Genomic DNA, 23,594 nt, shown 5'->3' on the forward strand with positions numbered 1-23,594 from the left:
ACGGATAAAAAAGCCGCTAGCAGCGCCCTAACTCAACTGGATCGTATTCCCGTTCTGCATGATATGAAGGTTCTGCCCGACTTCGTAGCCCTGTCCCTTCGCGAGGTCGACGTATCCAGAGACACCCTCGATATCCTGATGAGCGGGGATGATGTGCTCAGGCTGAACGGCGTCTAACATCTCGTAGTGTCCCTCTTTCCGAAGGTGACCGGAGACGTGAACGTCGTCGTAGATTCGTGCCCCTTGCATCTGGAGGAGCTGCTCGGACTGGTACCGCTGCCCCTCGTTTGTCGGCTCCGGGATGACCCCCGCGGAGAAGATGACTTTGTCCCCGTCAGTCAGTTCGTACGGTGTCTCGCCGCGACCCATCCGGGTGAGTATCGCTCTCGGTTCGCCCTGATGACCGGTCACGATCGGGAAGAAGTTCTCTTTGCCCTCGTTCATGATCCGCGTAAGCGCCTGATCGATGCTGCCTCGGTGACCGTGCATCTCCAGCGTATCCGGGAAGGAGACTGCACCGATACGCTCTGCAGCCCCGGAGTATTTTTTCATCGACCGCCCAATGAGGACCGGTTTTCGGCCGATATCCTCGGCGAACTCGACGAGACTCTTGACACGAGCGATGTGGCTTGCGAACGTCGTCGCCACGATCCCGCCGTCGTAGTCTTCCATGCTGTGCATAACGTCTTGAAGCTGCTCTCTCGCGACCGCTTCACTCGGGGTCCGACCCTTCCGATTGGCGTTCGTACAGTCTTCAATGTAACAGAGAACGCCCTCACGACCGATCTCACGGAAGCGCTCCATATCGATCGGGTCGCCGACGACCGGCGTGTGATCGATCCGCTTGTCGAGTCCGTAGACGACTGCCCCCTCGGGTGTGTGAAGTACGGGGTTGATCGCACCGATCACAGAGTGGGTGACGTTGAGGAATTCGAGTTCGCAATCGTCACCGATATCCATCGTTTCGCCCGCATCCATCTCGACGAGATCGTTGTCCACCGCGAATTTGCCTTCGTCGTCGATCTCCTCACGGACCAGTTCGAGGGTATAGGGAGAGGCGACGATCGGTGCGTCGTATCTATGTGCGAGCTTTCCGATTGCTCCGATATGATCGAGATGGCCGTGAGTCGGGACGATGGCCTGGACGTCGCCGTCGAGCTCGGTCATGATGCGGTCGTCCGGAATCGCACCCATATCGATCAAATCGAGTGAGTGCATTCGTTCGGTCTGGACATCGTCGTGAATCAGTACTTTCGAGAGATTGAGTCCCATGTCGAAGATGACGATGTCATCCCCGGCACGGACAGCAGTCATTTGGCGACCGACTTCTTCGTAGCCGCCGATTGTTGCGATTTCTATTTCCATAGGTGGAGTCCGATCAGAGCAGTCCCAGAACTGCGAACAGTCCGCCTGATAAAGGAAAGCTGGTGTGCATCTCGTATCGAGAGCCGATATCGAGAGTACACAACCCGCTCGGGGAATACGCGCGTTTCGGTTATCTAAACCACGATGCTCACGACATAAGTACCCGCGTATTTGAGCGGCAAGAGACTTTCTGGAGTAGTTCAGAGAATGATAGCTATGTTGAGACCCCTCTTAACTGACACAAACCGCGTACTGAATCCAGAGAATAGATACAGTATGACGGCTTCGCTTATTCCAGCCTGGAATCAGTGAACTATCTGTTCAGTAGAGATCATCTGTTGATCACTGAGTCTCGTTACGAATAAGTAACATAACCTTTAATATATGCCTATGGATGAAACTCTTTATCAAAGCGTCATTGGGTTGTATATTGTGTGGCTCCTGTTGGTCGTCTTGATGATTGCAGGGCGATATACCTCGTTCCCACTGTTCGATGAAGTTCACTCAGGTGTCGTGTTTGGTGCCGCTGTTCTGGCTGTGCTGGGAGTTACGCGACTGATCCAGACCGGGTATCAACGAATCGTAGAATGATCTATATTCAGCACTGTCCGATGGGTGGCATCAACCTATCTCCTGCTGAGAAGTTCAATACTGCGAGGATGATCGACTTCTTCCGAATCATCTGCTCAATGCCCTTCACGATTGATCCCTGACGCACCGTTCCCGCCGAACGGCATCTCTCCGAGTCCGGCACCAACAAAAAGAATATTGTATTAGATCGCTTTGGAGCGCTCGATTGGATTCGAGCGATCCAGATCAGCTACGGGGGACTGTCACTCTCTCCAGGCACACCGCGCCCCTGGTAGAAGTCACCGCCCCACTGGCTGATCCAGATGTCCTGATTCGCCAGATACATCGCCGCCTCGGCATCGAACGTGTCGTCGACGACACTCCAGTCATCGCTCGTCGTGTCGTATTCGACAGCGCTGTTGTAGACCGTGGCCTGCCCGAACTCGCCGCCAGCCATCGGCGGCAGCGGCAGTGTAAACTCCGCGTTTTCGTCGCGCGATGGCGGTCGTTCTGCACGCTGCAGTTGACCACGGTTGACCGTCTGGTTGAAGAACTCCGCGTACTGGGCCTGAACCTCGGACCGGCCCAACACGGCGTCGGCGGCGTTGAGTCCTCCCGTGATATCGCCCGCGTCACGGGCGGTGATCCGATAGGTGGTGTCCTCGGCACCGGATGCGAAGGTTCCTGCATCCTCGTCGAACAGTTCATCCGTCAGGTAGCCCAGCACGTCACCAGCCGTATCCGTGTAATCGACACCGTCGATCTGTGAGGCCCAGAGGAGTCCCTGCCCGACGACTCCCTGTGTCGCAGCCTGGTTTTCGGTTCCGCTGGCGACCCGCCCGTTACCGTCGAGATTCGTCTCGATCCGTCCAGCGAGACCATCTGCGTACTCTATGGCACTGTTCTGGAGAGGATCCTGGTTCGTCTGCGTGCCGAACCAGCCGATTGCACCGAGCAACTCACCCACCAGTCGGGTATCGTCGAGTTCGGCGGGGTCGATGGCGTTCATCGTCGTCTGCCCCATCCCGTTGGTCAGCATCTGGATGTTCTCGGCGGGAATCAGCGGTTCTGGGTTCTCGTAGCCAAACCACCCACCCTGGGCGAAGCTATTGAGATTCGAGAGGAACCACAGCATCGCCGAGTGATGTCGGGGACGTGGCGTCTCGTCGACGAGGCCTTCGCCGGGGCTGAACGCCGATCCGAGCAGCAGGTTCTCCTCGTTCAATCGGAAGTTGCCACCACCCTCCTCGGTGACGAGTCCGAACACCGTCCCGACCTGTGCCATCGTCGAGAGCAGCATCGAGCGAAACAGCGGTGCGAGATCCGGCGGGAGAATCTCTGCATGCTTCTGGAAGTTTTTCGCCCAGGTGATACCCTTGAGGTGGGTCCACCCGAGAGAGGACGGACTGACAGTCATCGATGACGCCGACTGATCCCAGGTTAACGTCGAGGCGTCCGGTCGCCCGTCGCCAGCGTCTAACGCCGGTTGCTCGGTGAAACTCGGAGCACCCGAGGTGAACGGAGCCATATTCAGATTGGGTTCGATGACCGGTGGTTCGTCGGCGTCGGCAGCCTGGATGATCTGTGGCAACCGCTGCTGGAACTGTTCCTCTTGTTGCTGGTTCGCGGGGAAGGTGATCCCGTTACCGGAGAGCGTAATGACTGTACTCATGTTGTACAGCGAGTACCAGTACGAGTCCCACGTGGCGTCGATCCAGTCGTAGCCGGCTTCAGACTGTTCGATCTCGACTCCCGCGAGTTCGAGCAGATCTGTCAGCCCGGTCGCTTCCGCACCGTCGACCTCCTCCAGTGGACTCGTTCCGGGACCCGCTGCTACCTCCTCGACGATGACGAGGCCCACCATTCCAAGCCCTCTGTGCGGTTGACAGTAGTAGTTGTACACCCCGGGTGTCTCAAAGGTGTGTTCGAAGCTATCTCCCTCGACCATGATCCCCGAATCGAACGGGCTGGCGTCCTGCGGGATCCGCAATGGCCCGTCAGTATCCGGGTGATACGACGTTGCCGAGTGGCTTCCGCTGGCGCTGTCCCACGTCACTGTGGCTCCCGTTTCGACCCAGACAACCGCCGGCGAGAACACGTTCTGGCCGGCACCCTGATCCGAATCGAGTATCAGTGCTTCGACTGTCGGCGTCGATTGGAGGTCGTCCGGTCCACCGAGGACATCGGCCCCTGGAACTTGCCCGTCCTCACCGGTCTCTTCCGTTCCGTTCTCCTCCTCTTCCGCTGTTCCGTTCTCCTCTTCGTCGTCCGTATCGGTCCCGTCACTGGGTTCATCTGTTGGTTCGTCCTCACTGGCTCCGCACCCTGCCAGTGCGACCATTGTTCCTGCGCCAAGGGTTTTCAGAATCGTTCGTCGATGCGAGTTACGGGTTGGATCCATTCTTCTACACGGCACGATTCGATACGTCAGGATATGAGTCCGTGTCAGATGTGCACATCTACCGTCTTGCCCCGAAGGTTTTATATACTTGTTTAAAAACATCCGATTCTCGGACGCTCGTCTGCCTCTGGTCTTACAAGCGAAAGCCCACGGCTTTAGCCGTGGATGAAGCCGTCACCTGATGTGGCTTGAGAGAGAGAAAATACGCGATATCTGTTCTCAGTGCGCGAGAATACGGACGGGTGGGGATCCCACTCGAGATTAGCCCTCTCCACGATGGCCAACGCCGGGATGGCCTAGGAGTTCGGTGCCTCTCCCGCCGCCCGCATGTACTCGTCGAGTTTCATAGCCATCGCTGCCGCGAACGCGTCGTCGTTGATATCGGTCTCCCGTTCGATTAGTTCCATGGACTCGTCGAGATGCTTGCGAAGCGCATCAAACAGGGCCGAATCTGCCTCGGGGTCGTGGAAATCCTCCCCTTCGACGTCGAGCATTGAAACGCCTTCTAACGGGAGGAACAGCGCGGTCGGGCCCCTCGCAGTGTTGAGTTTCTCGGCGATGATCTCCCCGAGTTCTGCTGTCTCCTCGGGCGTGGTCCGCATCAGCGTCACCTGGGGGTTGTGAATGTGGAACTCTCGTCCCTCGAACTCCTCGGGGACGGAGTCACGGGGGCCGAAATTGACCATATCCAGCGCACCTGTGGAGACCACCTGAGGCGTGCCTGTCTCGGCAGCAGCGTCGAGTCGCTCGGGACCGGCAGCGAGGACCCCGCCGACCAGTTCGTCGGCCCACTCTGTCGTCGTCACATCCAGCACGCCGTCGATGACCCCCTGTCGGATCAGGTCTTCCATCGCACGACCGCCCGTTCCCGTGGCGTGGAAGACGATGGTCTCGTAGCCGCGTTCTTCGAGATACTCGCGGGCGGTCTGCACGCAGGGCGTCGTAACGCCGAACATCGTGACCCCGATGGTGGGTTTTTCCTCTATCTCGACGCCAGAATCGTTGGTAACCATCCCGACCATCGCGAGCGCGGCGTTGGCGATGACTTTGCGTGACAGTTGGTTGAGCCCCTCGATATCGGCGACCGAATACAGCATCATCACGTCTTTCGCGCCGACGTAGGGCTCCGTATCTCCCGAGGCCATCGTCGAGACCATCACCTTGGGAACCCCGACAGGCAGCGCACGCATCGCCGTGGTTGCAATCGAGGTGTTGCCCGAACCGCCGAGTCCGAGCACCCCGTTCACGGTACCGTCGTCGTGCATTCGCGTAACGAGGGTGGCGGCACCCTCTCCCATCGTTTCCATCGCTTCCCCGCGGTCGGCATCCTCGCGGAGCTGATTGAGGGTGCTGTCGGCGGCCTCGGCGACCTCATTCGCGCCCGTGTCGGGCTCGAACTCCGGTTCGCCCATCACGCCAACGTCGACGACGTGAGTGTCGACTCCCTGTGCCTGGAGGACATCGCGTGCGAAGCCGATCTCCTCGCCTTTGGTGTCGAGGGTTCCGACGATGACGACGCTCATTCCTCTCCCTCCACGTTCTCGGGGGTCGGTAACTCACCTGGCGGAACGATCTCACACCCGGGAAGCTCTCGAAGGACGTCCTCCGGCCCGGGTGGCGCGTACACTGCAAGCAGGAGCAACGGCTCCCAGCCGGTGTTGACTGTTCCGTGTTCGACTCCCTCCGGGACGAACACCATATCGCCAGCCTCGATCTCTCGAGTCTGCTCGGCGACTTCTTGTTCGCCTTCGCCACGGATCACGAAGAGGATCTCATCGCTGTCGGGATGCGTGTGGCGCTCGTGGCCTTTCCCTGGTTCCAGCTTGACGACGCCCGCGCTGAAGCGCTCGCCACCGGTCACCTCGGGCGTACTCATCCACTTCAGGACGCCCCAGTCGAATAGCTGGCTCTCGACGTCGTCCGGGGTGATAAAGTACTCTTCGTCGGCCATCAGAAATCCATCTCCTTGAACTCGCGGGCCTGGTCCTCGATAGCCTCCTCTGTTGGGAGGCGCTCGATGCTGGACGCGCCGAAGAACCCGACCACGCCCTCGGTGTGCTCCAGCACGTACTGTGCGTCGTCAGGCCAGGCGATGGGACCGCCGTGGCAGATGACGAGGACGTCCTCGTTTACCGCTTTCGCGGCATCGTGGTGGCTCTGGACCCGTTCGGCTGCAGTTTCGAGGTCGAGTGCGGTTTCGGCACCGATATCGCCGGAGGTGGTCAAGCCCATGTGCGAGACGATTACGTCGGCCCCTGCCTCGGCCATCTCCCGGGCCTGTTCCTCGGAGAACACGTACGGACAGGTCAGCATGTCCTGGTCGGCCGCCTCCCGGATCATATCGACCTCTTTGTCGTAGCCCATCCCCGTCTCTTCGAGGTTCTGTCTGAAACCGCTGTCCTCGTCGATTAGTCCGACCGTCGGGAAGTTCTGGACGCCGGAGAACCCTCGTCGCTTGAGATCCTCGATAAACACGTCCATCTCCCGGAAAGGATCGGTCCCGTTGACTCCTGCCAGCACTGGCGTATCCTCGACGACCGGAATTACCTCGTGCCCCATTTCGACGACGATCTCGTTGGCATCGCCGTACGGGAGCAGGCCGGCTAGCGATCCGCGGCCGTTCATCCGGTAGCGCCCGGAGTTGTAAATGATCAACAGGTCGACGCCACCACGCTCGGCGAACTTCGCCGAAATACCGGTGCCTGCACCCGCACCGATGACTGGCTCGCCGCTCGATACCGCTTCACGAAGTCTATCTAAGGACTCCTGGCGTGTGAACTTCATGGCTCATGCATACTGTTCGATAAATCATTACATAGTACTGTGTATAACCAGAGGACATACAATCTGTGACCACGGGGTCGCCGATGAGGTCAAAAGTCTAGAGTCAAATACCTGCGATATGGATTCGTCCGTCTGGGTAGTGAGACATGGCCAACGGCGGGATACCGTCGACCCCGAGTTCGAATCGTACGCCGACCGGATCCACGACCCCGATCTGACGGAGTTCGGTCGCTGGCAGGCATGGCGGGTCGGCCGCCGGTTCGCTGAGAACGGTGTCGCATTCGACGCCGTCTACGCCTCTCCGTTTCTTCGGGCGGTCCAGACGGCCGACGAGATCTGTCGGGAGATCAATCGGACCGTCCGACTCGAACCCGGACTCGGCGAACACCGCAACCCCGAGTGGTTTGACAGCGACCCCGAAACTGCCTCTTACGACGACCTCGCGGACTGGTTCGATACCGTCCGGCTCGATCATGATCCAGTCGTGATCCCCGAGTTCCCGGAACACCACGAGGAGGCCGAGCGCCGAGCGGGGGAGGCCGCCCGGAGACTCGTCGAGACGACGCGAAAGGACGGGTCAGACACCGGAAACGTGCTTCTGGTTGGTCATGGCATGACCGTCGGCGGTGTCGCCAGTGGACTCGTCGGGTCGACTGACCGGGTTGAGGCACCGCTCTGTGGGATTACCCGCATCGACCGGGATGGCGACGGGTGGGAACTCGCCTTTTCGGGCGACACTGATCACCTCTCGGAGTAACGCGAAAATCGGCGGTCGGTGATCCAGCCAACCGTCTCTCACGGGGTGCCCGGCCGGAGGAATGCTGAGCAATGCGTCCTGCTTCCGGCCGGTGAGTCTGCTACGTCTGTCCGCCCGCAATCTGCCGAGTAAGTAGTATACGGGGCTCTGGTCGAATCCTGCGTTTGGCCGAACTGTGGTCTCCGTGACGGGTGTCTATGGCGCTCGTGATATTCTGAAAAACAACGGTGAAGACGGTCGGACGCCGCGATTAAGACCCGGACGGGAGACCTTTTCCATGCGCCGTACGACCCTTCCAGCCTTGTATGGCGGTAGCCGGTTTCTCCCGGCATTGCCCTTCCGGGCTTTTGCTGGACTCACACCAGCGGTTGCCAGCAGCCGGTTTCCCGAGTATTGGTCACCCAACACCCGATAGTTGGTCTTCGCACCAGTCCAGCCGGCTGGACTGGTACTGGCACACTTCGGTTCTCCTTCGAGGCGTTCATCTCGCTGCCCTGTTACGGGCACTTTGATTTTACCTCTAATCTGAGCAAGCCCACCGTGAAGGGCGCACCCACTCAGATCGTCCGGTTTGTCCTCGCCGCGTCCGCACTTGTGTGATACGGTAGCAAGGGTAATGAAAGTTTTCATATGACGGGAAGATGACTATAATGAATCAGTTGGTGGATGGGCGTTACGTCGGTGTTGAGTGCCCTTAAATGCCCCTAGAGAGAAATAGAACGACGAGGGATTGCCTAATATATCACAAATACGTCTTATCGGCAGTAGCCTCACAGCGGTGTCCGTGAATCCACTTAGTGAAGCGATATGTCGCTCGGATCCGAGGCAATATCACCGGTGAGTCTGTATTTAAGCCAGTCTTTACAAAAAGACGATGTCCGCAGCCATTATCGTCTCCGTCTCGTGTTCGCGCAACCACTGCAGGAGTGCCAGACTCGTTCCGAGGAACTGGCCCCTCACACAGACGTCGTACAGGCGGTTGTTGATGTCGGACTCCTGCCTCTCGCCGATGCTATCGCTCGCATGCTCGTCGTACCAGAATGCATCCCGGGCCGGCTTCCCCTCGTCGTCGATGACCCACTCACCATCCACCTGTGCTGTCACCCCGAGACCGTGCTCCCGGCATCGAATCTGAACGGGACACGGACGGACGCTGGTCACTCTCGAAGGCCTTCTCGACGCGCTCGAATCGGTTCGTGTGCAGGACTTGGCAGTTGAGCCTAAAAAGTAGTAGCTGACACGCCGGCGTATTACGATATCTGGAGCGCTCTCGGTCAGTTAAAAGACGGTTACTGTATTTTGTGTTTTACCAGATTGGTCAAATCGGCAAACGAAGCGAATACTGACTGCCGTTGGCCTTGTACTCGTGTCTGCTGGTACTTGCTTGATCAACAATTCTGGCACCTGGTCGAAGAGACATTACAACCATATGTGCGTAAAAATAGCCTATAAGACGAGAAAGGAGTTTGTGCATACGATCCATTCGTGTACCACGTCGAGATGGTACCATTCGGCGTCGAGACGTTGTCTGACCTGCAAGGACTGTGTTGAGCCAGTGACGTCGGTAGTCTGCACGCCGACGTATACCCACCCAACGGGACCTGATCGACCCTGACGAGTTCGCCACGCGGAGCACGCATACCTCTGCAACGCCGCCCAGCCAGCGTGTCTCCGGGAGAGCGCACTCATAGAACCCCTCGAAAACAGTGAGATCTGGCGATCGGGGACGTATGTCTAGCACCGCGAACAGATTGCCGAAGACGACCCACTGCTTGAGCTGGAAAACGTCGTTACGACACCCCCATATCGTTTCGGCCTTACAGGACGTTATCAACCGATATAGTGGACTCAGTTCTGGATATCGAGGCCGACCTCAATGATGAGGTTCCGATGCACGTCAAAAACCCCGAAACGCCCGAACACTTCGAATTATAAGACAAATATACAATAGAACAGTTTATTGATAATAATATTTATGTTTCTTTCGATGGATTGTGATTTAGCTCCGGTCGTTGTCAGGCTATCAGTTTTCAGTAGCCGTCAAGACGGTCGCAGTGGACCCGTCCAAACATTACAGCACAGTAAACTCTACAATCCAGGTATACCCGTCGACGTCGCGTTTATTCATAACAAAAACTGGGACGTGAGGACTTTCTGGCGCTTCTTGCCAGATGTAACGCTCCTCAGCGGTAGTGACAACTGAATGAAAGTGGCCCTTGAGAGTGCGAGAAGACACGGATGGATCTGATCATGTTGGGGAACCGTCCGTAACTAGTTGATCGTTTAAAATACAGCTTTTGAAATTGATATGATCGAGCTTTTATCGCTCCAATGTGGCGATATAGAACCGAACTCACACGTTATCCGAGAATCAGTATCTCCTGGTTCGTCGACGCTGCTCATCCTGACATACAACACATCGTCGTTGTCTAGTTGGCATCTTCCGCCGACCCGCATCTTCGTCTTGTAGTTCCCCAGCAAAAATCGCCTTAGTCTGTGACTACTCAGCATACTCGGTACCGAATCCTCACAGAGCCACCCTGGTGAGTTCGCTCGTTCCGGTAGCTGCAGAGTGTCTAACGGCCCTTCTCTCGATTCGATCGTAGCACCAGAACCGTCGTGGCGTCATAGTCGACGACAAGATTAGCTGAATACAGGCGCTAAGCCCCCGTCCTCAAAGAGCGACCAACGGGAGCGAGTAGGTCGGGGATACAGCGCCGTCATCATCTCACATACACTGTCCTGTTGCAGTCCCACAGGCCAACGCGAACCACAACATTCAAATGCATAAGTTACGTAAAGTGTGAAGTGGCAAAGCGCAAAACAATTTCCATCCGCGAAGACCAAGAAGAGTGGATTCAGGAAAATCACTTGAATCTCTCCTCGTTCGTCCAAGAGAAACTAGACGAACTGATTGAAGAGAGAAATCAGTAACAATGCACTATACCAACAGGTATCGGCTCCACCCAACAGAAGACCAGCGCGAGACACTGGACTACCACCGCGATACCTGTCGGCAACTATACAACCACGCCCTCAACAAGTTCGAGCAAATCCCTGACTCAGCAGGCACCCTCAACCAACGAGTTCGCCAAGTCCGCGACCAACTCACCGACCTCAAAGACTGGTGGGATGAGTTGACCGACCTGTACTCGACAGTGGCACAAGCCGCTGTTATGCGAATCGAGGCCAGTATCAAAGCACTTTCACAACTCAAACAGGACGGCTACAACGTCGGGAGTCTCAACTGGAAGGCACCGAGCGAGTTTCGGAGTTTCAAATACGTTCAGTCTGGCTTCGAGTTCGACAAGAAGAACGGCCAGACCGTCCTCTCACTCTCGAAACTTGCTGACATTCCAATCAGTTACCACAGAGATATTCCCGATGATGTCACAATCAAAGAGGTCTGTGTTAAGAAAGAACGGACTGGTGAATGGTACGCTTCCTTCGCTGTTGAAGGCAAAAAAGAGCCACCGATCCCAGAGAATCCAGACCGCTGTGTCGGAATTGATGTTGGCATCCTCAAATACGCTCACGACACGGATGGACGCGCTGTCGGCTCACTCGACCTGCAAGATGAACGAGACCGCCTCACGCGTGAACAGCGGTCGCTCTCTCGGAAACAGCACGGGTCGAACAACTGGGAGAAACAACGGCTGAGAGTTGCTGAGTGCCACCAGCGAGTCAGGCGGAAACGCCACGACTTCTTGCACAAACTCTCGAACTATTACGCCACGGAGTACGACTTGGTGGCCGTCGAGGATTTGAACGTGAAGTCAATGCTGGAGTCGGCTGGAAACAGTCGGAATACTGCATCGGCGGCGTGGGATACGTTCACCACAATGCTCGAATACAAGTGCAAACGAGAAGGCACGCATTTTGTTGAGGTGGAGCCAGCGGGCACGACCAAAGAATGCGCGTCGTGCGGCGTCGGGTCAGACAAACCATTGTGGGTGCGCGAACACTCTTGCCCCGCCTGTGGGTTCGAGATGGATAGAGATGCAAACGCTGCGATTAACATTTTGTCTCGCGGTTTCGAGAAGCTAGGACTGGGACAGTCCGAAGACACAACGCCTGTGGAGACTGCGCTCCCTATGTTCACGTCATCGGGTGCTACCGATGTCGTGGATGTAAAGCGCGTCGTAGAAACAGGAAGCCCCACCCTCAAGGAGCGAACGGCGAAAGCCGTGAGCGAGTAGGGTGGGGTAGTTCACATGAAACTGATAAAGGTTTGAGTATCCCGATGTTACGTCCTGCTTGTCGCGACCCAGGTTGCACTTGCCTCAACAGCGTTTTCGAACGCGAGTTGGGCCACTTCTGGCGGCGAATCGGTGTCGCCGCCTGCGGGGAGAAACTGGAAACTTAGTTTATCCCCAGTCTCGCCGAGTTGCGCTTCGAGAGTTACGATATCACCCTTCTCAGCGGTGACGAACTCACGACGAACGATCATCTCCCCGCCGGCGACTTCAGTATCGAGTGAGGCGTCATATCGGTCTAATTTTGTGTTCACAGAGACTCCTACAGGGCGGTCACCTGTGTTCTCAACGATCAGTGTGCCTCCCGGATACTCAGGATCTTGATTATAACCCGGGAGGATTTCTGCGCACCCGGATACTGAGATCGCACCGAAACAACCTCCGATGCCACGTAGATATCGTCTTCTTATCATACTGTACGTTGAACCGACTTTTTGACGAACTTCATTGTCTGAATTTATTGTTGGTGCTGTTTCTTTTGCTTTGTGGTATGTCCTCCAGCGTCCCTTGCCTGATTCTGGCGATATAGCTATCAGATGTGTGATATTGTTACATGTTGGCGTGCAAGACGTAGGGCGCGAATCTTTCATGAGAGTCCGTTGGCGGGCCAGGCAAGTCACGTTAACTGTCCGTCCCGGGACTGGGAGGATGTGTCCGCAGAGCGTGTCGGGGAGGAGCGACCTATCGCTTACCACTTCATCCGGATTACCTTCTCGTGGAATCGCTACTGGGCTTTATTATCGTGCTTATTCTACTATTCGTATGACACTCGACGTAGCCGTCCCGGAGCCACCCGATCTCTCGAACCGGGGACGACCGCGAGGTTTCGACTGGGAAGAATCGGAAACCCTCGGATCCGAGGAATTCTACCGCGAGGACCTCGAAGACCTCCTCCAAGAAGGCGCGTGGCGTGAGGGGTTCGAGGAGTGGGCGGAGTACACGGACCTCGACGAGGAGAAGGTCCGAGTCGTCGACGACCTTGACCTGTTCCAGGACTTCGACTTCTACCGTGATCCAACGGACGAACACCTCCGCTTCGATGCGCCGACGGTGCCTGAGGACTGGAGCGAGCACGACGTGACCGAATCGCTCGATTCGAGTTCGGTCTCGGCCATCAACGGCGAGTTACATGACCTCGGCCGGTCCGTCCACGAGACGCTCCAGAACTACCTCCAGCGGACCCGCGACACCTCCGACTGGGGTGAGGAAGCCTTTGGCGAGCGCGAAGAGTAGAGCGAGATAACGGAGGAACGCGGACGCTGGTGGGCCGGGCGGTGGATTGGCGGGTGTTGGTGGGGGTCAAGAAGCTCCAGAAGGTGGCTCGATATGACACCCTAAGCTTAGCTAAATCCACCGAATGCTGCGCGCGAACTGCATGAGTCGGGGTCCCGAGCCATTGGCGACTCAGGAGGACCTTTCGATCCAAGAGGTCTACACCCAGCGGTGGGAACCGAAGACCAGCAACAGCGCCAGGGGTGCCGGGATCGCGTTCGTCGGCGACGGGGCCGTATTCCTGGTCCTGAACTTCCTGGGGAGTGGCTTCGAGATCCGGGTCAGTCGGGAAGGGAAGTTCGACCCGTATCTCCGATAGGCAGCCCTACTGTTATCCGCCTGAATCCCCTACCATGGTATATGGCAGATGATAAACAGGGCCGAGACGAGCAGGCGGATGATGAAAAACGTCGCCAGCGAGAGCGGATGCAAGAGGAGGTAAGTACCCGCACCGATGAAGAAGAGCCGGTGCGCGTCGACCCTGGTGAGGGCCTTGGTGATCTTGATGAAGCGCTCAAATCGCACGACTATCCAGCCACGACAGATGAGTTAGTTGAGGCCTATGGCGATTATGAACTTGAAACTCAGGGCGGCAAGAAATCCCTGGAGGACGTACTTCCTTCAACTGATGATCAAATATATGACTCAGCTGAGGACGTTCGCAGACGGATACTGGGACTCATAGGCCGATAGCACAACGGACCAACACACTCATTTCGCGAATTGGACCGCCTGTGCCGAGATCAACTCCGTCTGTGGTTCCCTCTCTGCTGAATCCACTCTCTATATTCAGCAGCCGATTTGTCACAGCCTCTGGGTGAGTCTTACATAATAATAGGAGAAAGCTCGCTACTTTAGTCGTGGGATGAATCCATCACTTTTGAAACAACTACGGCCCCGTAGCCCGACTGCAATCCTAACGTGTACAATCTATAATCTGATATTTACCGTGTGAGCGACCGACCGCGACGTACGAACGAGTACACTGCCGAACCCGCTACCGAGCGGTACAAGCAGTGTTTGTTCGAATGGTTGATCGCCCACGCCCCCTTGTGGAACCAAATCAACTACCGACGCCGACAGAAATACTTCGCCGAGAACGGCGACGTCTGGGATACCGAGTACGCTGACCTGTACGACGAATACGCTCCAATACTCGGCAAGGCAGCGTGCCAGCAAGTCGCCCACAAGAACGCTGAAGCATGGCGGAGTCACTTCGACCTCCTCGACAAACACTCCGACGATTCGGACTCTTCGGTCACCGAAAAACCCAGTCCACCGGGGTACTGGGGCAGCCGTGAGGACGGGTACGAACTACACAGTCTCGTCCGCAACGACCTGTATACATTCGACTGGGCCGAAGACAAGAGTACGCTGGAGTTTGGCGTCGGTGAAGCACTCGAAGAGGAATACGACTTCGAGCATAACGAACGCGTCACGCTCGAAATCCGCGGGAATCCACAGTGGGATGGTGACGACGCGCGGTTAGAACTCGTCTACGACGAGCCAGCAGACGTGCTTCGTGTCAAGCATCCAGTTCGCATTCGGCCAGACACATTGCAAGAACAGCGACTAGATGCCTTCACTCACACACTCGACACCGAGAACACAACATACTCTGCCGCCATCGACGTGGGCGCGAACAACACACTCGCAATCGTCACCACCACTGGAGAAACCGCCGTCTATCACGCTCGTCCAGAATTCGACCGCTTCCAAGTCTTGTCCGGGCTAATCGCCGAGTTGCAATCGGAGCTGCCCGACGACCAGTACACGAGCAAGCGTATTCAACGAGTGTATGATGACCGCGGACGGAAGCGCGACCACAGCCGTGATGCTGCGGTGAAACATGCGGCAGACTGGCTGCTCGAATGTAACGTGGGCACCGTGTACGTTGGAGACCTGACCGACGTGTTGGACGCGCACTGGTCCGCGACCGTGAACGAGAAGACGCACGCGTTCTGGTCGCACCGACAACTTGTTGAACGACTCTACCTCACACTCGGCGATGTTGGCATCAGTATCGAGCAGATGAGCGAAGCTGATTCGAGCAGTGAGTGTCCGAAGCGCGGAAGCCAGCATACGTCGAGGAATGTAGATTCGTTCCGGTGTCACGACTGCAAGTTTGACGCGCACAGTGACATTGCAGGGGCGTGGAATCTGCTACAAACCACGGTTGGGCCGATGGCGCGGCCTGCCGCCCTATCTGCTGAACGCGATAGGGACGCACCCACCGATGGGACGTACTGGGAGTGGAATGGAGACGACTGGGGCGGTGTTAACTTAGCCATTGATTCCACCAGACGGCGTGAGCTTGTAGCCATGATTCTGCGGTGTCTGGATCAACGTGGCTGAAGCAGTTTGAAAACGAAGATGTTCGTCGTTCTACCTCACAAAAGACACGTTCGACGGCGTTTCGAAAGCCGTGTTGCTGGACGCGGTAGCTGAGATTTTCTCGTCGAAGGCCGGCGATGAGGTCATCTGCGTCATCGACGAGAAACACGGCGTCTGTGACGGCGTGTTTCTCGGTCAGTTCAGTGAGAAACTCTCGTGCAATCGGCACCGTATACGTTGGGAACAGTCGTGAATGGAGAATTTTGTTGGATTCAGGATCAACCGCGGTGTACAGCCAGTATTGCTCGTCGTTGATCCGGATCGATTTTTGATCGACCGCAACTCGATCCAGATTCTCACCGCCGCTCGGCTGTAAATCCGCTTTTTGAACCCAGTTGTGAACCGCAGTGCGACTGCGTTTGACACCCGACTCCTCAAGTAACACAACTGTATTCGAGAGTGATAGGCCCGCAAGATGGTGGCGAATACCCTTTTTAATGAGCTGCGGGGGTGTCCTCTCACGCTGCACAAACTCCAAGTCGATCCAGTCTGTAGATTCGTTGAGGCGGTCGGTTTCGGCCATGAACATCCGAATCTTCGACCGCCTCGTTCCTAACTTAACACGACCGACGACTGGAGACCCAGCAGTTTTGGGAAACAGTCGAGCCCGCTCAACCAAACCAGAATCGGCGAACCCGGAAGTTCACAGCCGGGGTAATCTGCTGGCCGGATTGCCCACGGAGGAATCCCACGACTTCAGTCGTGTGGAGGACGTCGATCCATCTCGGCATCAATCACTGGTTCTTCGCTGTCGTCAGTCTCGTTCGAATGTGCCGCCCGGTAGGCATTTTTATACTGCTGGATTTTTCGGTAGAGCAGGTAGCCAAAGCCCCCTACATACAGCAACACGTAGATGAAGAAGGCGGTAAGTTGGGGGAGGCCCGTCCCGGCCTGAATCAGTCCGCTTCCGATTCCCACTGTGGTGTTGTAGGTTGCGTGGATTACCGCGGCGATGACGAGCCCTTTTACGATGATTGGACCGCGGTTCTCAGGATTAAATTTCGCTAACCCGAGGTAATAGCCCGCGAACGACGAGTAGATGACGTGCCCGGGCCCGGCTAACGCGCGAGTTGCAGTGATATCACCGCCGATACCGATCAGATCTAGGCCGAGAGACAGACCGCCGACTTCTCCAACTGCTCCACTGATGTAGATGGCATTTTCGATGGTAGCGAATCCGAGTCCGGCGACAGCGCCGTACACTGCCCCGTCGATAACTGCGGCGAACCGAGTGTCGTTATACGCATAGAGCCGTACAGCGAGCAGTTTCACCGTTTCTTCCACGGGGCCTACGATGAGGTAGAAAAACAGAATCATTCCGATACCACCGAGCATCGTGAAAACCGGCTGAAACAAGCTATTGACAACGGCAGCAAACCCTGCCGTGAGCACGCCTAACATGAAGGTAACCGCGAGCAGCGATAGCGGCTCACTGGTCGTTACATCGCTGTACCAGACGTACCCCGCCAATGCCAGCGCAGGAAGGGCAGAGAGGGCCGTTAGCACGCCGATTGAGGGCTCTCTCAGAATACTGAGTCCGCCGACGGCCAGGAAAATCAACAGTGCGAGCAGGATCAAGAGAATCTGGCCGGTACGAACCGCCAACCAGTAGATCGCGACCGAGGCGCTATCGAGGAGGGACCGCCGTTCCCACGATGAGATCCCGTAGAGATCTCGCTCGTCGTCCGCGGCCTCGACAGGATCCGTCTTATCTGAACCCATGGTTTGTTGAAATCCTTAAAAACTGATAGAACTTGCGTACTGAATGCAGAGATTACAGTCTGCTGAGCGAGAGCCACTCACAATGAGACACATCGTCCCGTCTAGTACCCACCTCCTTCTTCGAAGCACTGTCCACACTTGCTCGTGTTGTCTTGCTTGGTAACGTCTGGGACTCCGATTATCCGTAATTTTTCCTGTCCAACGTGGTTGAGGTGTCCACATACAGTCTGGAACTTGCCGAGTCCCAGCTCCTGTTTGTGAAGCGTCATCGTTGTCTCGTTCAAAATCAGGCTTTCCCCCGTGTTCTGGGCGATTCCCATAGTGTGTTATAATGTACCACACCTAAAATTCTATAGCATGGTGCACAATGATCTTTGAGCCGTGGTACTGAGCTGGGTAATAATTCACAACATCACCTGAATGTCTTCATACATTTTAACGAATATCGATTCCGTATCTCCCAGCTATTCAGCACGTCGCCCCCCAGAACTCGGATCTGCTGAGAGTGACCTGTGAATATGTGTTTAGTACTCATCAAGCAGTTCCTGGTAGCTCTTGAGGGTTTCACCAGAGCCTCACAGGACCAACGGACACGATGGATTCAAACAGACAGGGCGGTACCACACGGCTAGAATGGTCTCCCAGGCCGAGATCGAGCGCCTCCGTCTGGAAGCCGATACGATCATGACGCGCTACCAGCAGGTCGAGCAGGCACTGGATACAGCTCGCACCGAGTCCGGCGCCCACTGGGAGTCCGGGGAGCTCAGCGTCATGCTCGACACGCCACGCGGTGAGTCGATCGACGTCACGCTTGATCTCGATGCGGATACTGCAAGCAATGCTCAATCCCGGTACGAACGAGCGAAAGAACTCGAAGCCGAACTCGATCGCAAACAACGGGTCGTCGGACAGTTGGCGCCGCTCCCGGCAGATCCCGTCGCATACCTGATCTGTTACCATCTCGACGCCGTCGAAGGAAACTATCCCCGCTCGATGGCGGGACACCTCGATGCAGAGCGCGGCCACGTCGAAACGCTGTGCAAAGAAATGGAAACAGCGGGACTACTCGAACGCATCGAATCTGGCACCGTCAAACAACGCCGCGTCAAAGCCAAGCAGGCGGACGAGGTCCGCCAGCACCACACATACTATCGGCTCTCCCGGGATGGTGACCATCTCCTCCGGTTCCTCTCCGAAGACGAGGGACGAGTGAACGTCCTCCGGCACCTGCCCGATGGACAAACGCTCGTCGAGCGTCTGGCACGCGCCGGCCCGGATTACGCCCGCATGACCGCCGACGAACTGGACATTGAGTTCGAACGTGTCCGCCACCTCTACCGTGCGCTCCGACAGACGGGCCTCGTCACAGAGTACGAGGGCAGCACGATCAAGCAGAGCGAGCGGAAACTGAAGCCCAAAGACGAAACCCATCGCAAGCACACGTACTACGTGGCAACCGACCGTGCTGAGGAGGCGCTTCGGACGATGATGAGCTAGAAATTCACTCTGCGGTATTTGGATCTCTGTAGACCTGCCAATTAGTCATCGCTGATGATTTCTCCGCTCCATACCGAAGTGGGATGTCAATCAGTCGATTATGAATCCAACGACAGATCTCTTTTTGATTGTCCCTGCGGTGGAGAGCCCGCTGGCTCCTCGAGAAACCGTCCAGTCGGACTGTACCGCCAGCGAGCATACTCTCGACCGTAGGGGTGTCTGATCAGCCCCCAGTAAACGAAAATCCCGGTAGTTCGTTTCAAGATGCGTCTCCGAATGTGCATGCTGGTTCTGTCGGAACTACGGGAATCACAGATATAATTGTCAGATAACTATATAGTAACGGAGTAACCGTTCTACCAGCGGGATGGCTTCCGGTCTCCCAACACCCGGTTCGCATAGCATTTCCTGGGAGAGATGGCACCGCTATCCGCCGAACGACACCGTCGGCGTCATCTGGAGCGTGCGAACCGGGAACGCCGCGGCGACGCCCAAACCGGTCCGTTGCACTCGAAAACACACCGCGCTTTCGAGGACGAGGACTCCTGCGGTCGGCTTCTGAGGTTCAATCGTCTTCCTGACCACGCCAGGGGCCGCCGATCATCTCACGTTCGACCGTCTCGTACTCCCCATCCTGAAAGACAGTGATACGCCCTGACTCTTCGCTTAACGTGATGGTCGTTATCACGTCCGGTCGGAGCGAAGTCTCGTACGCACTCATATGTCGCGCTCCCATCCAGTCGGCGTAGTTGAGGCTGTCGAGACTCAGTCCCTCCGCTATTTCGTCGTTACTGATGTTCTTGAACCGGACCATCTGTTCGAGGATCCTTCCATCGACTCCGATACATACTCCGCCATCGCAGGAGTGTGCAACCTGCTTGGTGGCATCGTAGAAGGCGTCGATATCCGCGGACGCTCTCCGACAGGTATCTACTGGCCACGTGTTCGAACCCATCGGCTCTGCGAACTCGCCGACAGAATGATTCGAAACGATGGCATAGTAGAGCCCTGGCCCGCGGAGATGGTCCTCGTCGTAGCCGTCGAATTCGAGGCTCAGCGTCTCGACGCAGTCACGAATCCGATTGGAGAGGTCCGTGACAGTCGTTGCTTGTTCGTACTGGAAGTCCAACGAGTGTGATGTCATGTTTTTGTGAGGCTTTTGCTTTGGGTGCTTTGCGAGTTGGAGACCGATGGGATACGTATCGGTCATTGGTCCATCTTGGACTCGTATCACGACGCTGGTTCATTATCACCGATTGTCACTGTCCGGTCGCTAGTGAAAAGCGCAAAGAGTGCAAAGAGAGCGTACAGTGCTGGTTCGTTCGTCCAGACACCGAGGACGCCCAATACGCCGATGACACCCAGCTTGTTGACCCGGATCTCCATATGAAATCTTACGTTCACTATCAAGAAGTACCTTCGGCCCAAATCAAATTCTCTGGAACCGATTCATCATTACAACTGCGGAGCGAGCCGTTCTGTGGACGCATAACGTTCATACTGTCGAGGACCTATGGATACGTATGAGCAACCGGGTTGCAGACGACGGGCAACCGGAGACCGAATCCGACTGGCGAGAAGTGCTTTCCGACGAGGAGTACCGCGTGCTTCGCGAGGCTAAGACGGAGCCTGCTGGCACCTCTGCACTCCTCCACGTCGACGATGACGGTGTATTCGAGTGCGCTGGCTGTAGAACCAAGCTGTTTCACACCGACCAGAAGTACACGTCGGGGACTGGCTGGCCGAGTTTCTGGGACCCCATCGACGACGATGCCGTCACCACCCAGCGCGAGACGGGCTTGCTAGACAGACGAATCGAGGTCTGCTGTGCCGAATGTGGTGGACACCTCGGACACGTCTTTGACGATGGGCCTGAACCAACCGGGAAGCGATACTGTCTCAACGGCGTCGCGCTCGAGTTCGCCCCGACGAGTGACGAAGAGCAGCCTGGAGAATGAACCGTAACGTCGGACGCCTCGACGCGATTGCTCGGGTTGTAGCCGGGGGTGCACTGGCGGTGCTCGCTGCACTCGCCGCATTCGGTGTGGTGACCGTGCCGGTCTTCTCGGCGCTCGGGGTAGGAATCGTCGCAGTTGTATTGGTCGTTGAGGGGGCGACACAGCGATGTCTGTTGTATCGCGTGCTCGGTATCGATCGCTGTCCGGTCGATTGAGGTCGGCGCTGAGGAGGTCAAGGACGCTGGTTCTCGGTCGCTACACCGACGGTTGCAGTGAATCCGACGTCACGGAGTCTGTCGATGAGGGGGTCACCGATCGCCGAGACTGGGGTTAACACGCCACCGTCCAGTGGCGAGTCGGTATCGTCCTGGACGAGACACATCGCGGATTCGCCGAGCATGCGTGCGGTGGCGCCGTAGCCCGGGTCCCGGTCAGCCCCGAACTCGGCTTCCACGGTAAAGGGGCCGTCTACGGTCGTTCCCTGCCCGAGTATACGTACGGTGAAGTGACCGTTCTCTACCTGTTCGTCCGTCGGGCCCTCGCCGGGGTCCGGGAACACGTACTCACGGATCGCTGAACGGAGCGGCCCGACAGACATCGCGGCCGTGAACAGGCCGAGTCCGCCGGTGATAAGGCTCGCACCGGCTACGCCTGTGAGTCCACGTCCGGTCGGGATGACCTCCGTACAGCGGAACTCCCGGCCCCAGGGGTATCCGAGGAGTGCGTTACTCCGCCGGACTACGCGTTCGTTGACCTGGGCCATCGGTGAGGGTGCGGTCCACGCTGATCGCAACCGATCCCTTCGCGGACCGCGTTGTGTGCCCGGGTCGACGCCGGTCCGTTCTCCCGGCGGAGCCAGCGAATACGGATTCCGGAGTGTCTGCCGGGCAACCGGGTCGGTCGATGCGGCCTCGAACTGCTCGGCCATGCTGGCCAGCGTGCCGCCGCTGACGCCGCCACTGGCGTCTTCGACGTAGATCCGAACCATGTCACAGGGCGTGTCGAACTTGTCAGTCGCGTACGACTGGACGAGCATGGTCCCGAGGTCCGCAGGGACGGAGTCGAAGCCGCAACTGTGCACGATACGCGTGTCGGCATCGACCGCCGCGTCGTGATAGCGGTCGATCATCTCACGGACCCAGGTTACCTCCCCAGTCAGGTCGCAGTAGTCCGTTTCGGCGTCGATACACGCCTCGACGAGCGGCGTTCCGTACGCCGTATACGGCCCGACAGTCGTGCAGACGACGCGTGTGCTGTGAGCGATATCCTGAAGGCTCTCAGGATCCGTCGCGTCGCCGAGTAGTATCGGGATCTCACCCCATTCGCTCCGACGAGCGAGATCCGAAGCAAGCGCTTCGAGTCGGTCCGCGTCCCGCCCGCCGAGAGCCAACGAGAGCGTGTCCGGCGAATACTGTTCCGTGAGGTACTCAGCCACGAAGCTCCCTGCGACGCCAGTCGCGCCCCACACCACCAGATCGTACTGTCGGTCTGTATCTGACACGTCTATCACGGTCCAGTACGCTGTCGAGCGGCTAAATTGTCAGGGTTACCACAACGATACCGGTGAGGCCCCCTGGCTCGTCGGGACGTCCGACTCGAAGCGGCATCCAGCGACCCGGTCAGTCGACAATCTCCGCGACGAGTTCACGCGCGCTCCGGCGGACGGCTTCGTCGCTCGATAGCGACGGCTCCCAGCCCAGGTCCACGAGGCGCTCGATCGAAAGCCGCATGCGCGGGACGTCGCCGGTCCAGCCGCGGTCCCCGCCGGTGTACTCGTAGGTCGGATCCACGCCGAGTTCGTCGCTGACGACGTCGGCGATGCTCGTGACCGAGGTTGTCGTGTGGGTGCCGAGGTTGTAGACGTTCAGGTCCTCGTCGGCGTGTTCGACGACGTGACAGATGGCATCGACGCACTCCGTAACGTGCATGTAGGATTTCTCCTGCCGGCCGTCACCGAGGATAGTTAGCTCGGTCGGGTCCGCGTCAAGCTTCTGGATGAAGTCGGGGATCACGGTGCCGCGCTGATTGGGCCCGACGATGTTTGCGAACCGGAACACCCAGGCGGTGAGATCGTAGGAGTGGGCGTGCGTCGAGATCAGCGCCTCGTCGGCGAGCTTCGAGGAGCCGTAGATAGAGATGGGTTCCAGCGGGCCGTGGTCTTCCGGCGTGGGGCGTGGTGCCTCGCCGTAGACGGTCGAGGAGGAAGTGAACGCGAACTGATCGACGCCGACCTCGCGCATCCGTTCGAGCACGTTGTAGGTCATGGCCGTATTCGCCTCGAACAGTTCGCGGTCGTCGTCGTAGTTCGTGTCGGTGTACGCGGCGAAATGGAAAACGATGTCCAGTTCGTCAGTGACGGCTCTGGCGACGTCAGCGGTGTCGGTGAGATCCGCCTCGACGAACTCCGCGCCGTCGGGCACCCTGTCGGGGTCACCCTTCGAGAGGTCGTCGGCGACGCGGACAGTTGCACCGCGGTCGAGAAGCTCTGCGACGAGATGGCTCCCGACGAGCCCTGCACCGCCAGTAACGAGAACGTTCGAATCGGGAAACATGCGCGGTGCTCTGTTCGGCGGCCACAAGTACATGTGGGATTCGAAGGACCGGGGGCAGTCCGGCCG

23 protein-coding genes are annotated in these 23,594 nt (G+C 57.4%); 9 read left to right on the top strand and 14 right to left on the bottom strand.

The window, feature by feature from the left end; translation table 11 throughout:
• Positions 1–27: 27 nt before the first annotated feature.
• The 5 genes from ACFQL3_RS00315 to ACFQL3_RS00335 form a co-directional block, all read right to left on the bottom strand.
• Positions 28–1,365: an RNase J family beta-CASP ribonuclease gene (locus tag ACFQL3_RS00315; RefSeq protein WP_377050349.1), complete on the bottom strand. Its 1,338-nt coding sequence runs from the start codon at positions 1,363–1,365 to the stop codon at positions 28–30.
• A gap of 820 nt (positions 1,366–2,185) precedes the next feature.
• Complete coding sequence (locus ACFQL3_RS00320; RefSeq protein WP_377050351.1) at positions 2,186–4,336, bottom strand: plastocyanin/azurin family copper-binding protein; 2,151 nt, start codon at positions 4,334–4,336, stop codon at positions 2,186–2,188.
• A gap of 296 nt (positions 4,337–4,632) precedes the next feature.
• Positions 4,633–5,859 (bottom strand): Tm-1-like ATP-binding domain-containing protein, encoded by a 1,227-nt coding sequence (locus ACFQL3_RS00325; protein WP_377050353.1) that lies wholly within the window; start codon positions 5,857–5,859, stop codon positions 4,633–4,635.
• On the bottom strand, positions 5,856–6,287 hold the full coding sequence (locus ACFQL3_RS00330; RefSeq protein ID WP_377050355.1) for a cupin domain-containing protein: 432 nt from the start codon (positions 6,285–6,287) through the stop codon (positions 5,856–5,858). Before ACFQL3_RS00330 ends, ACFQL3_RS00325 begins: the two co-directional genes overlap by 4 nt.
• A complete protein-coding gene (locus ACFQL3_RS00335) occupies positions 6,287–7,120 on the bottom strand; it encodes a phosphoenolpyruvate hydrolase family protein (protein WP_377050357.1) in 834 nt (277 codons plus the stop codon). The genes ACFQL3_RS00330 and ACFQL3_RS00335 overlap by 1 nt, the downstream gene beginning before the upstream one ends.
• A 118-nt stretch (positions 7,121–7,238) precedes the next feature.
• Here ACFQL3_RS00335 and ACFQL3_RS00340 point away from each other — a divergent pair, with 118 nt between their 5' ends.
• Positions 7,239–7,877: a histidine phosphatase family protein gene (locus tag ACFQL3_RS00340; RefSeq protein WP_377050359.1), complete on the top strand. Its 639-nt coding sequence runs from the start codon at positions 7,239–7,241 to the stop codon at positions 7,875–7,877.
• A gap of 861 nt (positions 7,878–8,738) precedes the next feature.
• Here ACFQL3_RS00340 and ACFQL3_RS00345 read toward each other — a convergent pair.
• Complete coding sequence (locus tag ACFQL3_RS00345) at positions 8,739–8,981, bottom strand: hypothetical protein (RefSeq protein WP_377050361.1); 243 nt, start codon at positions 8,979–8,981, stop codon at positions 8,739–8,741.
• A 1,832-nt stretch (positions 8,982–10,813) separates the two neighbouring features.
• Here ACFQL3_RS00345 and ACFQL3_RS00350 point away from each other — a divergent pair.
• A complete protein-coding gene (locus ACFQL3_RS00350; RefSeq protein WP_377050363.1) occupies positions 10,814–12,076 on the top strand; it encodes an RNA-guided endonuclease InsQ/TnpB family protein in 1,263 nt (420 codons plus the stop codon).
• Positions 12,077–12,123: 47 nt separating this feature from the next.
• On the opposite strand, the gene ACFQL3_RS00355 is transcribed toward ACFQL3_RS00350, so the two are convergent.
• Entirely contained in the window at positions 12,124–12,546 is a 423-nt protein-coding gene (locus tag ACFQL3_RS00355) for a hypothetical protein (RefSeq protein WP_377050365.1), read from the bottom strand.
• A gap of 349 nt (positions 12,547–12,895) precedes the next feature.
• Between ACFQL3_RS00355 and ACFQL3_RS00360 the strand changes: the two genes are divergently transcribed.
• The 4 genes from ACFQL3_RS00360 (at position 12,896) to ACFQL3_RS00375 (ending at position 15,760) form a co-directional block, all read left to right on the top strand.
• Positions 12,896–13,366: a hypothetical protein gene (locus ACFQL3_RS00360; protein WP_377050367.1), complete on the top strand. Its 471-nt coding sequence runs from the start codon at positions 12,896–12,898 to the stop codon at positions 13,364–13,366.
• Positions 13,367–13,508: 142 nt separating this feature from the next.
• Positions 13,509–13,724: a hypothetical protein gene (locus ACFQL3_RS00365; RefSeq protein ID WP_377050369.1), complete on the top strand. Its 216-nt coding sequence runs from the start codon at positions 13,509–13,511 to the stop codon at positions 13,722–13,724.
• 41 nt (positions 13,725–13,765) lie between these two features.
• Complete coding sequence (locus tag ACFQL3_RS00370) at positions 13,766–14,098, top strand: DUF5789 family protein (RefSeq protein WP_377050371.1); 333 nt, start codon at positions 13,766–13,768, stop codon at positions 14,096–14,098.
• Positions 14,099–14,356: 258 nt separating this feature from the next.
• Entirely contained in the window at positions 14,357–15,760 is a 1,404-nt protein-coding gene (locus tag ACFQL3_RS00375; RefSeq protein ID WP_377050373.1) for a transposase, read from the top strand.
• Here the strand turns inward: ACFQL3_RS00375 and ACFQL3_RS00380 are convergent.
• The 3 genes from ACFQL3_RS00380 to ACFQL3_RS00390 all read right to left on the bottom strand — a co-directional run bounded on the left by ACFQL3_RS00380 (position 15,684) and on the right by ACFQL3_RS00390 (position 17,841).
• Positions 15,684–16,322 (bottom strand): IS6 family transposase, encoded by a 639-nt coding sequence (locus ACFQL3_RS00380; RefSeq protein ID WP_377050375.1) that lies wholly within the window; start codon positions 16,320–16,322, stop codon positions 15,684–15,686. The two genes, ACFQL3_RS00375 and ACFQL3_RS00380, sit on opposite strands and share 77 nt — an antisense overlap.
• Positions 16,323–16,495: 173 nt before the next feature.
• Positions 16,496–17,521, bottom strand: coding sequence for a PrsW family intramembrane metalloprotease (locus tag ACFQL3_RS00385; RefSeq protein ID WP_377050377.1), 1,026 nt, complete (start codon positions 17,519–17,521; stop codon positions 16,496–16,498).
• Positions 17,522–17,622: 101 nt separating this feature from the next.
• Positions 17,623–17,841, bottom strand: a complete 219-nt coding sequence (locus ACFQL3_RS00390) for a hypothetical protein (protein WP_377050379.1) — start codon at positions 17,839–17,841, stop codon at positions 17,623–17,625.
• A 313-nt stretch (positions 17,842–18,154) separates the two neighbouring features.
• On the opposite strand from ACFQL3_RS00390, the gene ACFQL3_RS00395 reads away from it, so the two are divergent.
• Complete coding sequence (locus tag ACFQL3_RS00395) at positions 18,155–19,018, top strand: DUF2250 domain-containing protein (protein WP_377050381.1); 864 nt, start codon at positions 18,155–18,157, stop codon at positions 19,016–19,018.
• A 565-nt stretch (positions 19,019–19,583) separates the two neighbouring features.
• Here the strand turns inward: ACFQL3_RS00395 and ACFQL3_RS00400 are convergent.
• Both ACFQL3_RS00400 and ACFQL3_RS00405 read right to left on the bottom strand, forming a co-directional pair.
• Positions 19,584–20,162 carry a hypothetical protein gene (locus ACFQL3_RS00400; protein ID WP_377050383.1) on the bottom strand — a complete coding sequence of 193 codons (579 nt, stop codon included), beginning with the start codon at positions 20,160–20,162 and terminating at the stop codon, positions 19,584–19,586.
• An 86-nt stretch (positions 20,163–20,248) separates the two neighbouring features.
• Entirely contained in the window at positions 20,249–20,404 is a 156-nt protein-coding gene (locus tag ACFQL3_RS00405; RefSeq protein WP_377050385.1) for a hypothetical protein, read from the bottom strand.
• Positions 20,405–20,541: 137 nt separating this feature from the next.
• Between ACFQL3_RS00405 and msrB the strand changes: the two genes are divergently transcribed.
• Together msrB and ACFQL3_RS00415 are read left to right on the top strand one after the other, a co-directional pair.
• Positions 20,542–20,976, top strand: a complete 435-nt coding sequence (gene msrB, locus ACFQL3_RS00410) for a peptide-methionine (R)-S-oxide reductase MsrB (RefSeq protein ID WP_377050387.1) — start codon at positions 20,542–20,544, stop codon at positions 20,974–20,976.
• A complete protein-coding gene (locus ACFQL3_RS00415) occupies positions 20,973–21,191 on the top strand; it encodes a YgaP-like transmembrane domain (protein WP_377050389.1) in 219 nt (72 codons plus the stop codon). The genes msrB and ACFQL3_RS00415 overlap by 4 nt, the downstream gene beginning before the upstream one ends.
• 17 nt (positions 21,192–21,208) lie before the next feature.
• Here the strand turns inward: ACFQL3_RS00415 and ACFQL3_RS00420 are convergent, their stop codons facing one another.
• Both ACFQL3_RS00420 and ACFQL3_RS00425 read right to left on the bottom strand, forming a co-directional pair.
• On the bottom strand, positions 21,209–22,477 hold the full coding sequence (locus ACFQL3_RS00420) for a saccharopine dehydrogenase family protein (RefSeq protein WP_377050391.1): 1,269 nt from the start codon (positions 22,475–22,477) through the stop codon (positions 21,209–21,211).
• Positions 22,478–22,595: 118 nt separating this feature from the next.
• Complete coding sequence (locus ACFQL3_RS00425; protein WP_377050393.1) at positions 22,596–23,528, bottom strand: NAD-dependent epimerase/dehydratase family protein; 933 nt, start codon at positions 23,526–23,528, stop codon at positions 22,596–22,598.
• Positions 23,529–23,594: the final 66 nt, after the last annotated feature.

Source organism: Natronoarchaeum sp. GCM10025321 (assembly GCF_042663585.1).
In the GTDB taxonomy this organism is placed as follows: Archaea; Halobacteriota; Halobacteria; order Halobacteriales; family Natronoarchaeaceae; genus Natranaeroarchaeum.